This is a genomic window from Phaeobacter sp. G2, assembly GCA_025163595.1.
Lineage (GTDB): Bacteria > Pseudomonadota > Alphaproteobacteria > Rhodobacterales > Rhodobacteraceae > Pseudophaeobacter.
Genome location: CP104101.1, coordinates 160,300 through 176,491 on the forward strand (window position 1 = coordinate 160,300; position 16,192 = coordinate 176,491).

13 protein-coding genes are annotated in these 16,192 nt (G+C 58.1%); all 13 read right to left on the reverse strand.

What is annotated here, in order from left to right; all coding sequences use genetic code 11:
- Positions 1-93 precede the first annotated feature (93 nt).
- A complete protein-coding gene (locus tag N1037_20420; GenBank protein UWS81470.1) occupies positions 94-1,332 on the reverse strand; it encodes an ABC transporter substrate-binding protein in 1,239 nt (412 codons plus the stop codon).
- Positions 1,333-1,365: 33 nt separating this feature from the next.
- The gene (locus N1037_20425) at positions 1,366-2,175 is read right to left on the reverse strand and encodes an ABC transporter ATP-binding protein (GenBank protein UWS81588.1); all 810 of its coding nucleotides are present in this window, start codon (positions 2,173-2,175) and stop codon (positions 1,366-1,368) included.
- An 11-nt stretch (positions 2,176-2,186) separates the two neighbouring features.
- Positions 2,187-3,260 (reverse strand): branched-chain amino acid ABC transporter permease, encoded by a 1,074-nt coding sequence (locus N1037_20430; GenBank protein UWS81471.1) that lies wholly within the window; start codon positions 3,258-3,260, stop codon positions 2,187-2,189.
- 3 nt (positions 3,261-3,263) lie between these two features.
- Positions 3,264-4,151 (reverse strand): branched-chain amino acid ABC transporter permease, encoded by an 888-nt coding sequence (locus N1037_20435; GenBank protein ID UWS81472.1) that lies wholly within the window; start codon positions 4,149-4,151, stop codon positions 3,264-3,266.
- Positions 4,152-6,071 carry an AMP-binding protein gene (locus tag N1037_20440; GenBank protein UWS81473.1) on the reverse strand — a complete coding sequence of 640 codons (1,920 nt, stop codon included), beginning with the start codon at positions 6,069-6,071 and terminating at the stop codon, positions 4,152-4,154.
- Positions 6,064-6,870, reverse strand: a complete 807-nt coding sequence (locus tag N1037_20445; GenBank protein UWS81589.1) for an ABC transporter ATP-binding protein — start codon at positions 6,868-6,870, stop codon at positions 6,064-6,066. Before N1037_20445 ends, N1037_20440 begins: the two co-directional genes overlap by 8 nt.
- Before the next feature lie 38 nt (positions 6,871-6,908).
- Positions 6,909-7,763, reverse strand: a complete 855-nt coding sequence (locus tag N1037_20450) for an SDR family oxidoreductase (protein UWS81474.1) — start codon at positions 7,761-7,763, stop codon at positions 6,909-6,911.
- A gap of 108 nt (positions 7,764-7,871) precedes the next feature.
- A complete protein-coding gene (locus N1037_20455; protein UWS81475.1) occupies positions 7,872-9,038 on the reverse strand; it encodes an acyl-CoA/acyl-ACP dehydrogenase in 1,167 nt (388 codons plus the stop codon).
- Positions 9,035-10,246 (reverse strand): CoA transferase, encoded by a 1,212-nt coding sequence (locus tag N1037_20460; protein ID UWS81476.1) that lies wholly within the window; start codon positions 10,244-10,246, stop codon positions 9,035-9,037. The genes N1037_20455 and N1037_20460 overlap by 4 nt, the downstream gene beginning before the upstream one ends.
- Positions 10,247-10,657: 411 nt before the next feature.
- A complete protein-coding gene (locus N1037_20465; protein ID UWS81477.1) occupies positions 10,658-13,747 on the reverse strand; it encodes an efflux RND transporter permease subunit in 3,090 nt (1,029 codons plus the stop codon).
- A gap of 33 nt (positions 13,748-13,780) precedes the next feature.
- Positions 13,781-14,902 carry an efflux RND transporter periplasmic adaptor subunit gene (locus N1037_20470; protein ID UWS81478.1) on the reverse strand — a complete coding sequence of 374 codons (1,122 nt, stop codon included), beginning with the start codon at positions 14,900-14,902 and terminating at the stop codon, positions 13,781-13,783.
- A 13-nt stretch (positions 14,903-14,915) separates the two neighbouring features.
- On the reverse strand, positions 14,916-15,467 hold the full coding sequence (locus N1037_20475) for a TetR/AcrR family transcriptional regulator (GenBank protein ID UWS81479.1): 552 nt from the start codon (positions 15,465-15,467) through the stop codon (positions 14,916-14,918).
- 72 nt (positions 15,468-15,539) lie between these two features.
- Positions 15,540-16,142 carry a TetR/AcrR family transcriptional regulator gene (locus tag N1037_20480; protein UWS81480.1) on the reverse strand — a complete coding sequence of 201 codons (603 nt, stop codon included), beginning with the start codon at positions 16,140-16,142 and terminating at the stop codon, positions 15,540-15,542.
- Positions 16,143-16,192 lie beyond the last annotated feature (50 nt).

Sequence of the window (16,192 nt, forward strand, 5' to 3'; positions counted from 1 at the left end):
TCTCTCTCCCGTTGGTTTGGTTTGGGGCGGTGATACCGCTTTGTAAACGCCGCTGCCGCCCCGCGTAGCGTCGCCCTTCCTGCTACCAGTCTTTCACTGCTCGTATTTCGCGGAACTCTCTTTAACCACACCCCACACAACGTCCGTGTACGCAGAGATCCAGTCGGTTTGCGGCACCCAAGTCTCTCCGTCCCACATTTCGATACGGGTCTTGCCCCCGCCGCCATGATCTTCGGCCGTCACCGTAACGGGGGCCATCAGCCCGTTCGCGTCATAGCCCTCAAGCGACTCCAGTCCGGCCTTGTAGGATGTCGGAGTGATCGGCAGCCCCTCGGCTTCCGCCGCCTTGCGCGCGGCTTCGAACATGATCGAATACATGGCCAGCCCGGTGTTGTAGAAAACGTCCTGCGTCTTCTCGATCGGGCCGGATCCCTCGCCCTTGTCATAAAGCTCGGCCATGATTTCCTGATACAGGGCAATATCCTGACCGCCCACGACATTGGTCCCGCGCTTGATACCTTTGGCGGCCTCTTTACCGATGTTGGCGATATCGACTTCGTTCAGCCAGTTGACCGAGATGTATTTGTCCATCGGAATGCGATTGCGCTTCATCTCTTTCGAGGCAACCACATGGGCACCGCCCAGCATCCAGACGATCACATGATCGGGCTTGTCGCGGCGCACCTTCGACCACACGCCGGCCTGGTCGCTGCCAGGCAGTGGCACGGGGTACAGTTCAAGCTCGAAACCCTCTTTCTCGGACAGGGTTTCCAGGATCTCGATCGGCTCCTGCCCGAAGGGATAATCGAAGTAAACAAACCCGACCTTCACATCTGACAGATCGCCGTCATGCAATTGCTTGATGTAGGCGACATCGTTGGCGGCCTGTCCCCAATAGGTCGGCCCGATCGGATAGACCCAATCGAAGACGGTGCCATCAACGGCATCGCCGCGCCCGACAAGAGACTGCATCAGGATACGCCCGTCTTCCATGGCCCGCGGCAGGATAGCCAGAGACACCGGAGTGGACAGGGTATCGAAAACAAAGACGCCCTCGCGGCTGAGTTTCGAGTAGCACTCGATTCCGCGCTGCGGTTCGTTCCCGTGGTCACGCACGATGACTTCGACCGGTTCGCCACCGATGCCGCCCTTCATGTTGATGAGCTTGGCAAGGTCCATCGCGGCCTGCGAAACCTGCGGCGTGGCAAAGGTATAGGCTTTGCTGAGGTCGTAGCAGATGCCGATCTTGAATGGCTCGGCCAGCGCCTGGGTGCTGAACACTGCTCCTCCGAACATGGATAGTACAGCCAACGCTTTGGTAAATTTCTTCATTTGTTCCTCCCTGAACAACTTCTGATTAGTACCTCAACTCAACCAACGTTTGCGTCGGCTGTAGTGCTTGACGTTGTGAAAGTCGGTCTCTCCGCCGCCTAGATAAAATTCCTGAATGTCGGAGTTGGATTTGAGCGCCTCGGCCGTGCCGTGCATGACAACGCGGCCGTTCTCAATCAGATACCCTTGCGAAACAATCTCCAGAGCGGCCAGCGCGTTCTGCTCCACCAGCAGGACGGATACGCCCTCCTCCTGATTGATCTTTTGCAGGATGCCGAAGATTTCCTCGACCAGGAACGGGGCAAGGCCGAGACTTGGTTCGTCGAGCATCAACAGTTTCGGCTGCGTCACCAGCGCCCTGCCGATGGCCAGCATCTGTTGCTCGCCACCAGACAAATAGCCTGCTTGCGAATTGCGGCGTTCGGCAAGTCGTGGGAAATAGTCGTAAATCTTTTCTTTTTCCGCATTCAGCGCCGATCGGGACATTCCGCGCGGCGCAGCAGCGGTCAGGTTCTCGTCGGGGGTCAGGTGTTCAAAGACCCGCCGCCCTTCGATGACGTGACAGATACCCATCCCGACGCGGTTTTGCGCGAGCACTTCGGTTATTTCTGTTCCCTGGAAGGTTATTTCACCTCGGCTGATGCGTCCGCGCTCTGCCTTCAGAAGACCGCTGATCGCTTTCAACGTGGTGCTTTTGCCCGCGCCGTTCGAGCCCAAGAGCGCGATCATCTCGCCTTTTGGCACCTTGACCGAAACACCTTTGATCGCCAGCATTACATTGTCGTACAGCACCTCGACACTGTTCATGGACAGAATGTGCTCGGCTTCAACTTTTTCTTGCATCGGCATTTCCCTTATTTCTTGAACTGATCGAAGGGCCAGACCATCAGATAGTCTCTGATGTTGCCGTAGAGTTTTCCCAAACCGAGCGGTTCGATCAGAAGGATAATGACGATCAGTGCGCCATAGACCGCATTCGGGATGTGAGCGAGCGTTTCAACATTGATCTGCATACCAAGCCCCTCGCTCACCGTGACGACGAGACCGTTCACCAAACCGGGGACAAGAAGGATCAGAGCAACACCGAAATAGGATCCGATTACGCTGCCGAGGCCGCCAACGATCACCATCGCAAGAACCTGGATAGATACGGTGACCGAAAACTGCTCCGGCGCGGCAAGAAAGAAGAAGGTGGCGACAAGCAAAGCACCACTGACGCCCGCGATGAAAGACGAAGTCGCGAAGGCTAGGATCTTGTAATAGAAACTGTTCACACCCAGGATCGCGGCAGCAAAGTCTTTTTCGCGTACCGCGACCAGGGCACGACCAAGCCCAGTGCGTTTGAGATTCAGCATGAAGATCGTCACCAACACACACCATCCGAAGGCGACATAGTAAAAACCGGTATCAGAGGTAATATCCTGCCCAAGAAACGCCAAAGTTGGTGACTGGAGCGATGCGTGCGAGCCCCCTGAAATCGCCGGCGAGTGGGTCAGAACCCAGTCCATCACGAATTGCATCGCAAGAGTCGTGAGTGCGAGATAGAGACCCTTGACCCGCAATGCGGCAAAGGCGAACAGGCTGCCGATCACAGATGACGTCAACCCGCCAATGATCAGGGCGAATTCCCATGGCACGCCGAAACGCGCCGCGTGGATCGCCGAATACGCCCCGACGGCCATGACCGCAGCATAGCCCAAGTGAAGTTGGCCAGCCCAACCTGTCACCAGGTTAAGTCCAAGGGCGGCGGCCGTCCAGATCAGCCACGGAAGCATGTAACTGTTCAGGTAGAGCGACGGTATGATGAATGGCGCGGCAAGTCCAATCAGGAAGATGAATACAGCCAGGTTCCGGTCAGCAGGTACCTTGAAGATACGACTATCGGATACATAGTTGGCGTGATGGACGCCGGAAAGTCTATAAAACATCCCTTAGACCCTTTCGATGTCGTGACGGCCGAACAGCCCGTGCGGACGGATCATGACCGTAAGAATGAGCACGGCGGCGACGATAAGCTCGCGGCTTCCGCCTCCGACAAGCGGATCCAGAAGATCGGCACCAACGTTTTCGACGACGCCCAGAATGATGCCCGCGATCACTGCGCCGAGGATACTGTCGAGTCCACCAAGAACGGCCACCGTCAGACCCTTCAGAAGCAACAGCGACAGCGCCTGATCGACACCCTGAATCTCGCCCCAGATGACGCCTGCGGCGACGGCAACAACTGATGCCAGTGCCCAGGACAACCCTACGCCGCGCTCAACCGAAATGCCGACCGACCACGAAGCCATGTAATCATCCGCGATCGCCCGCAACTTGATCCCGGTCCGGGTTCGGAAGAACAGCATGAAGGCGACAAAGAGTGCGAGCGCAACACCGGCACCGACAAGATGGATGCGGCTGACGAAGATGTCGCCCAGGAACAGCGGTTCATAGCTGACCCCCAAATCAACCGAACGGGATGTCCCACCCCAGATTGCAAGTGTTGTCCCCCGCAGGAAGATGTCCAGGCCAAGTGTCAGCATCAGGATCATGACGACCGGACGGCCCGCGAGACGGCGCAGGGCAACACGCTCAATGCCAAATCCCAGGCCGAACATGATCACCGCAGCAAGCGGAATGGCCAGCCACAGCGGCAGACCCGCGTCATGTGAAAGGGCAAGAACCACATAGGCCCCGACCATTGTCAGCCCACCCTGCGACAGATTGGGCACCGAGGACGCTTTGTAGATCAGCACGAGGCCGATAGCGAAGAGCGAATACAAGAGACCCGTCAAGGCTCCATTGATCGCAAGTTCAGATAGAAAGACCCAATCCATTTATACCTCCCTGATGGGAAGGCTTCTTTCGACCTTCCCTATTTCCCCTGTCTCGTAAGTCACCTGCGCGCTTACGTGGACATCTTTTGAACCGTCGTAGAGCGCCGCGATCACGTCGGCATAGCGTTCCTGTACAACCTTGCGTCGCAGTTTTCGGGTCCGCGTGATCTCACCATCGTCCGGGTCGAATTCCTTCGGCAGGCTGACAAAGCGTTGCAGGCGCAACGGCTCTGTGACGGCCTTATTTACCCGTTCGAATGCCCCGTGCAGCAGCGCCGCGACCTCGTCACGTTGCGACAAATCGGAATAGGACACATAAGGCACGCCGTTCACTTCGGCCCAGTGTCCCACTGCCTCGAAATCCACGCAGACCATGGCGGTCAATTCATCCAGGCCGGCACCGATAACAGCCGCATCCTTGATATAGGGGCTGAACTTCAACCGGTTCTCAATGTAGTTTGGCACATAACGCTCGCCTCCGGCTGTATGCATGACCTCGGAGACACGGCCCAGAACAACCAGGTGTCCGTCATTCTCCAGATAACCGGCATCGCCGGTATGCAGCCACCCGTCCTCAAGCGCTTCGGCGGTCGCTTCGGGTTTGTTGAAGTACCCCTCAAACACGCTGTCCGAACGCACCAGGATCTCTCCGTCTTCGGCAATTTTCACCTCGACGCCAGGCGCGGGTTTGCCAACGGTATGGAGGCGCACCTCGCCCGGAGACTGAATCGCATTGATCGCGCTATTTTCGGTCTGGCCGTAGAGTTGGCGCAATTTGATTCCCAGGGCTCGGTAGAAAACAAACGTGTCTTCGCCGATTGCTTCGCCGCCAGTGAACGCGTTCTTCAGACGACTCATCCCGAACTGGTCCTTGATCGGACCAAAAACGATCGCCTCGCCCAAAAGTCGGCCCAAAGGCTCTAGTGCACCGCCGCTAATGCCATTCAGCTTGCGTGTCTCGGCGGCAATCGCCCGGTCCATGAAGAAATGGTACAGCCATTTTTTGACCGGGGTCGAGTTCTCGATACCCACTTGGATCGTCGTCAGCATCTGGTCCCAGCTTCTCGGCGCCGCCAGATAGAATGTCGGAGCGATTTCGCGCATGTCGCGAACGACGGTTTCCTGACGTTCAGGCACGTTCACGGTGAACCGGCAGAGCAGCGCCGCCGCGACGGTAATGGCGAAGTCGCCCACCCAGGCCATCGGCAGATAGGCGAGGATTTCCTCATTGTCGTCGAATGCACCCGCTGCATGCCCGTTCCTGGCCGCAGCAAGAACGTTCTTTTGACTCAGAACGATACCTTTCGGTTTTCCCGTGGTCCCTGACGAATGCATGAAAATGGCCGGATCGCCGGGCTTTGCCCGACCAAAGAGATCTTCGCGCAAGCCCGGGGTTTCATTAAGATCGTGCTGACCGACTTCGATCAGGTGATCCCAGGACATCAGCCCTTCAACCTCATAGAATCCGAGGCCTCGCGCTTCATCATAAATGATGTGGTCGATACCCTCGGCGCCCGCGTCCTTCAGTTCCAGGATCTTGTCTACCTGCTCCTGATCTTCGGCGATGGCCGCGACGATTTCGACTTCGCCAAGAAAGTGCCGAAGTTCTTCGATTGTCGCGCCCGGATAGGCAGGCATTGCATAGGCGCCCAGCAACGAAACAGCCAGCATGCCGCCGTACAACCGTGCACGGTTATCGCCCAGAATAAGTACTGCCTTGCCCGGCTTTACGCCGATTTTTTCAAGTCCGGCCGCGCAGGCAAGCACCTCTTCGGCGTATTCCGCCCAAGTGGTTTCTTTCCAGATCCCGCGTTCCTTTTCGCGAAGCGCGATATCCTTTCCGTGGCGCGACGCGTTTTGCGCCAGCAGTGCACCAATCGTATCGCCGCCCGAAGACTGTTTTTGCGTCAAATCAGTCATGCGACCCTCCGATATATGCCTCGATGACCCGCGGGTCTTTTACAACGTCCTTCGGGATGCCGCTGGCGATCATTTCGCCATAATTAAGCGCCAGCATCCGATCACAGATGCCGGTGATGACATCCATATGATGCTCGATCAGCAGAACGCTGACGCCGCGTTCGGCACGGGCATCCAGAATGAAGCGGGACATATACCCCTTCTCTTCCTGATTCATGCCTGCCATCGGCTCATCGAGTATCAACATTTGCGGCTCGGCCACCAATGCCCGCGCAAGTTCGACCCGTTTTTTCAGCCCGATCGGAAGACCATCGACCAACTCATGTCGGATGCTTTCAAGCTGTAGAAACTCGATCACCTCCTCGACGATCTTACGGTTCTCGATCTCTTCATGCCGCGCCGCCCACCAATAAAGCGCCGTGCGTAAGACGCCCGGTTTCATGTGGATGTGCCGCCCGAGCAGGATGTTGTCCAGAACGCTCATCCCGTTGAAAAGGGCAAGATTCTGGAACGTCCGCGCAACCCCGAGCTTGGCAACCTTATGAGGCGCTGTGCCCGTGATGTCTTTTCCCGCCAGCCGGACAGTGCCTACGTTTGGCGGATAAAACCCGGTAATTGCGTTCGTTAGCGTTGTCTTGCCGCTACCATTCGGTCCGACAAGCCCAAAGATTTCACCTTGCCGAATGACGAGATCAACTCCGGTGACAGCAACGATGCCGCCAAACCGTCGTTCGACCCCGTTGCACTCCAGAAGCGCCCCGCCATCGGTACCAACTGCTATTTTATTCTTCGTTGTCATCTGGATCTTATTGTCCCCATTAAGGTTCATGGCTTTCATCAGGAAATCAGGAAATGGTCCGGTCGACCCGTTGGCCATGGGTCCCCCCACAATTGCTGCCCACCGTCGATGTTCAGAACTTCACCGGTAACAAACTTTCCTGAGTTGGCCGCCATATAGACAACACCTTCAGCGACATCCCATTCGTCCCCGGCGTGCCGCATCGGATTGGAATCCTGGAAAGTTGCGGCACCCTCTGGAGGGTAGTTCCCGAAACCGTTGCTTTCGCAGCAACCCGGTGCCACGCAGTTCACGCGGATATCATGCGGCGCCCACTCCACCGCCACCGATTTGGACAGGTAAATCACCCCCGCCCGAGCTGCACAGGTATGAGCGATGCCAGGCATCCCGCGCCAGATATCCGCCACGATATTTACGATGGAACCCGGTTGCTTGTTCTCAACCCAGTGGCGCGTCGTGGATTGCATCATCCACCAGGTTCCGTTGAGGTTGGTGTCAATGACGGCGGTCCAGCCTTTCGGGGAAAAATCCAGCGCAGCCTGTGGAAACTGCCCCCCCGCATTGTTCACCAGAACGTCTATGGAGCCGAATTCCTGATTCGTCTTAGCGACAAAATCCTCGACCTGTTCAGGGTCACGGATGGTCATGGGCACGGCGAAAACTCTGCCCCCAAAACTCTCGAGGTACTCTTTGGCCGAGGCCAGCTTTTCCTCGTTGCGTCCATTGATCGCCAGATTGGCGCCCAGCCTGGCGAACAGAGCCGCAATCGCCAGCCCCAAACCTCCGCCTGCGCCGGTTACAACGACGGTTTTGCCCGCGAACAAATCATGTGCGTAAACGGTTGTGCGTTTTGACAGGTCTTCTCGCGAAGACCCGAACTGCGTCTCACTCATGACGCCTCCTCCCTTTTCCCCTATTGCGGGGCTTTGTCTGATAATCTAACGGACGTTAGAAAAATAATCAAGTAGGGAATACGCGCTATCCCAATCCGTGTCTCGCGGTCAGTAAGACTTTGGAAGTCCTAGCGCTTTTTCAGCAATGAATGATAACAACATCTGCGGCGTCACAGGTACAATGCGGAACAAGAGCGCTTCTCTGACCAGACGCTCCACGTGATATTCCTTTGCGTAACCGAATCCGCCAAAGGTGATCTGTGCGGCCTCGGTCGCCTCAACCGCGGCGTCGGCGGCCAATAGCTTGGCTGCGTTCGCCTCGATGCCGCAGGGCTCCCCCGAATCGTAAAGGGCGGCGGCGTGCATCACCATGAGATTGGCCGATTCCACCCGCGCCCAAGCCTGAGCGAGCGGATGCTGAACGCCCTGATTCTGACCGATGGGCCGGTCGAAAACCACTCGTTCATTGGCATATTGCGCCGCGCGGGTCAGAGCGTTGCGTGCGATGCCGATGCATTCGCCCGCCACAAGGATGCGTTCTGGATTCAGCCCATGCAGAATTTGCCGAAACCCTTTGCCCTCTTCTCCGATCAGGTCTTCGGCAGGTATCGGCAACCCGTCGATGAAGACCTCGTTCGAATCGACAGCCTTGCGCCCCATCTTTTCGATCTCTCGCACATCAACGAAATTACGGTTGAGATCGGTATAGAACAGGCTCAGCCCTTCGGTCGGGTTAGTCACATCCTCAAGCCGCGTTGTTCTGGCCAGAAGCAGCATCTTGTGGGCAACCTGCGCGGTCGAAATCCAGACCTTCTGACCATGCACGACATACCTGTCTCCCTGTCGCACCGCCATGGTCTTCAGCTTTGTGGTATCCAGCCCCGTCGTCGGTTCGGTGACGCCGAAACAAGCCTTTTCATCACCTGCGATCAGGGGGCTCAGCATGCGCGCGCGCTGTTCATCGGTCCCGAACTTCACCACCGGGTTGAGCCCGAAAATGTTCATGTGGATGGCCGAGGCCCCGCTCGCGCCAGCCCCTGACTCAGCAATCGCCTGCATCATGATCGTCGCTTCAGTGATCCCCAGGCCGGCGCCGCCGACCGCTTCAGGCATGGCGATGCCAAGCCAGCCGCCATCGGCCATTGCCCTGTGCAAATCATGGGGAAAACCACCGTTGCGATCCCGGTCCAGCCAGTAGTCATCGTCGAATTGTGCACAAATCCGCAGAATCTGGTCGCGGATTTCCTGTTGGTCGGTGGTCATTCTAAATGTCATGGCGTCCCCTTGCCTTCCAGTCTCACGAGTCCTGCCTCACAAAGGGCAGAGATTTGCTCATCGTCAAAACCAAGATCGCTTAGAATACTTCGGCTGTCTGCGCCGGGCGGTCGTCCCAGCCAGCGAAGTTCACCGGGCGTCGCGCTTAGATGCGGGATCGGACCGATGACCTGGGTCTGCTCGCCCTCGACCGATACGATGTCCCCGCGATGGCGTATCTGCTCATTGGTCGTGATCTCCTCGACGCTCAACACCCGAGAGGCAACCGCATCATGTCGTGCGAATACAGCCGCAACTTCTTCAGCGGTGTGCTGCGTGACGAAATCATTGATCGCGTCAAAGACCACCGCCATGTGCTGCGACATCTCGCCGAGTGTCTCGAACCGCGGGTCATCGGCCAAAGAGTCCCCTCCGACCGCGCGCATCAGGCGTTGCGCAGTTTCCGCGCTACCTGCCGAGACGGTCAGCCAAACCCCATCGGACGTGCGGAACATGCCCCCCGGCGCAAAGTCCATCGGCTGGCGCAGCCCGTTGCGCCGCGGTGAATGGTTCGCACCTGTCATTGCGGGAACAGGATAGTCCATCAATCGAAGCAGCGCTTCGAACACCGCAAGATCGACAACCTGACCCCGTACTATCCCCTTTTCGCGGGCAAACAGCGCAATCATGATTCCCAATGCGCCCATCAGGCCTGTCGTGCTGTCGGCCGCCGGAAATCCGGGGTGCATCGGCGGCCCGTCAGGGAAACCGGTCAGATGTGCTAAACCACTCATGGCTTCTGCCGCACGACCAAACGCAGGTACGTCCCGCATCGGACCTTCCTGTCCGTAACCCGAAACGCGCAGAACAATCAGATCTGGGTTCCACTCATGAAGGGTTTCCGGCCCGATACCAGCACGTTCAAGCACGCCCGGCCGGAAATTTTCGATAAGAACATCGGCACCTTCAACCAATTTGCGCAGGATGTCCCGGCCTTCGCCGGACTTCCAGTCTAGGCTCAGAATCTTCTTGTTGCGGCCCAGCGTCTTCCACCAAACGCCCGCTCCATCCTCTGCCTTGGGCCCGAGGTCGCGCATCATATCCGTTCGGTTGGGTGCCTCGATCTTGATGACATCTGCACCGAAATCCGAGAGCAAGGCTGCCGAAAAAGGTCCGGCAATTACGTGGCCAAGTTCGATGATTTTCAGGTGATCAAGGGGTCCAGGCATTCGTTCTCGCCGCCAGTAATCTAACATTTGTTAGAATAGTAGCCTCCTGGACGGCAAACCTCAAGACTTGAGATTGCGAAATGGGGGTCTGATGCCGCAGAGTGCAAAATAGTACGCTACAGCGCTTCGATCTAAGATTGAATAATTTGGTCTCTTTCTGCTCCCTTCGGTTGAGTGCGAGAAACGATAAGCCATGTATCAATCTAAAGTCGAAACGCTTCAGTTATCCAACGAGCGCTATTGAATTGCGCCGTTTGGACCATGGACTCTACTTCGAAACTCCGCACGAGCCGCCCTGGGATCGTCGGACTCCCGGAGCTTCGCGACGATTCTCTCCGGTTTTGTTTTTTCTGGGCCATCCCGCTATCCTCAAATTGGCTCGAAATCCTATTTTTGGGGAGGATCGTTGCGTCAGGCGGTCGCCGCTAGGCCGTCCGACTGTGCGTCCCGTTTCGGTGGCCGTATCCGGAACAGAAGCGCATAGAGCACCGGAACCGCGACGAGCGTCAGGACCGAAGCAAAGGCGAGGCCGCCCATGATCGTCACCGCCATCGAGGCAAAAAACGCATCGGGCAGAAGCGGAATCATGCCAAAGATCGTCGTGCCGGCGGCGAGCACCACAGGGCGAAGACGGCTGACTGAGCCGTCGATCACCGCCTTGTAATCGGGCACACCCTGTGCACGTAGAAAGTCGATCTCTTCGATGAGAACGATTGCGTTCTTCATCAACATTCCCGAAAGCGACAGGAAGCCGAGCAGGGCCGTAAATGTGAAGGGCAGACCGGTGAACAGCAACCCCAGGACCATGCCCGTCACGGACATTGGCACCACGAGCCACAGGATCAGCGGTTGGCGGACTTTGTTGAACATCAAAATCGAAATCGTCAACATGACCAGGAAGCCTAGGGGAAGCTGCTTGCCAAGCGACTCCTGAGCCATCTGCGCACTTTCGAATTCGCCACCCCATTCCATTGCATAACCGTCGGGAAGCGGGATGGATTCGATCTCGGTGCGGACGCTTCGGAAGGCCTCATCCGCGGTGAGATCGCTGCGGGCACCGCCGAGAGCGGTGATCGTCCGCTCCCGGTCGCGCCGGTGAATGAGTGCCTCGACAAGACGGGGGTCGAACCTTTCGACAAGGTTGGCCATGGGTACATAGGACCCTGCCCCATCGGACCACACCGATAGGTCACGAAGGCGGTCAACTCCGTCGCGTTCGCTCTCGGGAAGCCGGAGATGGATTGGAATCAACACGTCGTCCTCGCGTAGGTCGCCAACGCGCAGTCCGGACGTTCCATAGCGGATGGTATCCGCGATCGCTCCACGCGTTGCGCCAGCCAGCCGCATTCGTGCCTCATCGACGATGGGTTCGACGAGGATCTCACGCTGCCGCCAATTGGTGCGCGGATTGGTGATGGTTCCTGCCTCCTCGTAAATCCTCATCGCATCATCCGCGAGCTGGCGCAGGATGACCGGATCGGGTCCCGAAAAACGAACTGCAACATCGGCACCGGAGGGCGGTCCGAACACGATCTCTTCGACACGGATCAGAGCGTGGGGGAATTCGGCGGGCAAGTCCTGGTTAAGTCTGCTCGCGATCGTCGCGATCGTCGCGATCGTCGCGGCGTCCGCAACCCGGACGATGAGTTGGCCATAGCTGGCATCCGCCTGCTCGGGGTTGTATGTCAGCATGAATCGGCTTGCCCCGCGCCCGACGAGGGCCGTTACCCCGGTTACGGCATCCTCATCCATGAGAATCCGCTCGAGCCGCTGCATCTCTTCGTCGGTCGTGTTGATATCGGTTCCCTGCGGCATCTGGAACTCAACGTAGAAAATCGGCGTGTTCGAGGCGGGGAAGAAGGCCTGCTTGACCTGTCCGAAAGCCATAACGGACCAAACGGTGATGCCAATGATCGTCAGAACAACCGGGATGCGGACGCGCAGCGCCATCCACAAAATCCCGCGATATGTCGCGTAGAACACGCCCTTGTAGGGATTATCCGAAATGTTTTTGGGGGTCTTGAGCAGCAGCTTGCCGAGATACGGCGTCACCGTGACTGCCAGGACCCAGCTTGTTAGCAGCGAGATGGCGATCACCGCGAAAAGCGAAAACAGAAACTCGCCCGTGGCGTCAGGCGACAGCCCGATACCGGAAAACGCCATGATCCCGATAACGGTCGCCCCCAGCAAGGGGATTGACGTGGCGCTTTCGGTCTCGGCAGCAGCGTCTTCTGCGCTTTTTCCTCGCGCCATGCCGATCACCATCCCTTCTGTGATGACGATGGCGTTGTCGACCAGCATCCCCATCGCGATGATCAGGGCGCCCAGGCTGATCCGCTCCATCTGTATCCCGAACACTGACATGAAGAACAGTGTAGAGAAAACGGTGAGCCCGAGGGTCGCGCCCACCACGAGGCCTGCGCGCCAACCCATGGTCAGCATCAGCGCACCGACCACGATCGCGACCGACTGTCCGAGGCTGACGAGAAAGCTTGAAACGGATTCGTCCACCACGACATGCTGCTCGTAGATCGGAATGATCTCGACACCTTCAGGAAGCCCCAACTTGAGCCGTTGAAGCCGTGCTGAAACCGCCTGACCGACTTCGACCACGTTTTGGTCCGTCAACGCGGAAACGCCAAAGGTAAATGCCGCCGTGCCGTTCTGCCGGATGATCTGGCTAGGCTGTTCGGCCGCCTCGCGGGTCACGCTGGCGATGTCGCTGACAGCGATCTGGCCGACATTTCCGGCCGTGCCCAGCCGCAGCTCCTCTATCCCTTCGGGGCTAATATAGCCCGGCGGAACCGATAGGCCGATCCGGGCAGGGCCCTCGGTGATCTCGCCGTTGGTGAACACCTGGTTTTCGTCTGCGAGAATGCCCAGGATCTGGGTCGGCGGAAGGCCCAGCATCTCGAGGCGTGCAGACGGGATCGAGATGGTAATTACCTCTTCGGAGAGGCCCTGAACCTCGACCTTGGCGACGCCATCGACAGTGACCAGTCCGAGCCGGAGCGTCGTGGCCAAATCCCTCTGCTCCGATGGGCTCAGACCTTCGGTCGTTACCGCATAGAACATGCCATAGACGTCGCCGAAATCGTCATTGATGATGGGCGGTAGCGCCCCTGCGGGAAGGTCCCCCTCCACGTCGCTGATGCGGCGGCGCATTTCGTCCCAAACCTGCGGGATCTCGTCCGGGCCATAGGTCATCTCGATCTCGACGGTGATCTGCGCCATGCCCGGCATCGACTTCGATTCCACCCGGTCGAGCTGCTTCATTTGCTGCAGCGCATTTTCGACGACGTCGGCGACCTCCTCTTCAACCTCCAGAGCCGTGGCGCCGGGATACGGTACGAAGATGAGCGCCGTTTTGAGCGTGAAGCTCGGGTCTTCAAGGCGACCGACCGTGTTCAGCCCCCAATAGCCGCCGAGGAGACAAAAGATGATGGTGAGCCAGACCGCCACAGGACGCTCGATGCTCGCTCGTGAGATGCTGAGTGCCATGGTTCTATTCTTGTCCTGTCAAAAAGAACGGGATCAGAGCCCCGAAACTGTCACGGTCTGATTGTCCCTGAGCCGCCACCAGCCACCGGAAACAACCAATTCGTTGCCCTTCAGGCCATCCAGAACGACAATCTCGTTGTCGATCGGAAGACCCAGACGGACCGCCCTGCGCGTGACCTGGCCGGACGTTTCTTCGTAGATCCAGATGGACGGTTCGGTTCGGCTCGTCGTATCCACCGCCGAAACCGGAACGATCACTGATTGCGGGGGATCTGCTTCTGCGGCGATGGCGATGCGCACATCCGCAGTCATCCCGGGCAGAAGACGCGAGTCGATATCACCCGTGATCGCAAGTTCCACGTCGTAGGTCTGCGCCGTCCGGTCGGCATCGGTCGCAAACGAGCGAAGCACCAGAGGCGCGGTGTAACCCGGAACAGCCGGAAAAGTTGCAACGATCTCGAAGGCATCGGGTGCCGACCGGGCAATGGCCGCAAGTTCCTCTGGCAGGGAGATCACCAGCCGCATCTCGCTGACATCCTGTAGACGCGCGACAGGCGCGGCCGACGTGACGTTGACGTATTCTTCAACGAAGGTGCGCGCCACAATCGCGTCGAATGGCGCGACGATTTTCGTTTGGGACAGGCGCCGCTCTGCCTCGCGGAGCGCGACTTCTGCCTGGACGAACTGCGCGCGGGCCGTGTCGAGGCGCGCGTCGGACGCCACGTCACGATCGGCGAGGTCCGAGGCGCGCGCAAGTTCGGAATTCGCCAGGTCGTAGGACGCCTGAGCCCGGTCGACGGCGAGTTCGAAATCGATTTGGTCGAGCTCCGCGATCACCTCGCCCTCGCGAATCGTGTCGCCGGGCTCAACCTCAAGGCGAATGATCTGCCCGGGTATCTGAAACGCAAGGTCCACCGTTCGAGCAGGTTCGACGCGGCCTGCAACGGTGCGAGACTGACTTACGACGCGATTGAGCGCACGGGTCACTTCGACCGTGACTGGTCGCTCCACGTTCGCTGCAGGCCTTGTATCGACTTCTGCCTCCAGGGTGTCCGTCGCGGTCTGGGCCAGCACATCGGTCAGGAACGGCGAAACAAACGGGACGGCAACGGCCGACACGGCCGCTACCGCAATAACAAAAACGATCCGCTTCAAACTTCGTGTCTCTCTATTCGAGTTCATTAATCATGGCCCTCAATTGCTCGATGACGCGTCCCCTGAGATCCGCGCCACCGTCGGGAAGGCCCAGAAGTTTCTGGAACCGAAGTCCCTGGATCGCTAGGACGACAACCATAGCACCCGGAGTGTCTTGTGTGTCGGACAGGATACGCTCAAGGTCGCCGGTCAGTTCAGCCCGTAGCGGATCGAGCAGCCGCGGATCTGACGCGGCAGCCGCGAGAATCGCCATCGAGAGGTCGTCATCGACGGCTCTGGCTTGCACGATTGCTTCCAGGTGCCCACGCAGGGTGCGGGATCTGCGATCTTCCGGGACTGATGCCAGGCGTTCGCGATGTTCTGCGAGCATCTCATCAAGCAGCCCGGCAAGAAGCGCTCTCTTGGTCGGAAAATTGTATAAGACCCCGCCTTTACTGAGATCGGCCTCACGCGCGACGGCGTCGATCGTAATCTTTCCCGCGCCCTCTCTGTGCGCAATTGCCCGCGCAGCGCCGAGGATCCTTGGTGACGCATTCTTTGCCTGCATTTTGGATTGTATGGTCATTATTCACTGTCCATTCGGCAATTTTATTGAGAGATTTGGAGCACTGCCCCGTTGTCGGAAAGCAAGGTCAGTTCAGAGCTCTACTCTATGTCCGCTCCCGTAGAGTCGCAGGAATGCAGTGACTGCATCGGCCGCATGCTTGTCCCGCTCGACTGTTCTTTGCACGGCCAGCAGGCGTGGCATCAACAGTCCAGAAACGCAAAGATGTATGAAGTGATCCGCAACACGCGGGGGGTTGTCGATCTCAAGCGCGCCTTCCCGGGAAAGGCGTTCCAGAACTTTACTGATGAGTTCGCGTGCCCGTTTCGGTCCGGCACGAAAATACACCTCCCCGACCTCGGGAAGCATCTCGGTGGCACCGATACACGTCCGCAGAAGGCGGATGTAGGTTTCGTCCAGAACGAGATCGATCATGCGCAGGGCAAGTTTTTCCAACTGGGCGCGCGGCTCGGGACCTGCGGACAAGGGTCGGAGGATCTCTTCCGCAAGCCGACCGCATTCGGATTCCACGACGCTCAGAAACAGCTGCTCCTTGGTCGGGTAATACGAATACATTGTTGCCTTCGACACTTTCCCTTCGGCGGCAATGGCATCGACGGTGGCGCCTTCATAACCGCACCGGAAGAAGACCTCGCGCGCGCCGAACAAAACCTCGGCCATTTTTCTCTCGCGCATCTCGTTCTTCCTGTCCTGTGCAGCATTGCGGGATTTCAAACTTGACTGTA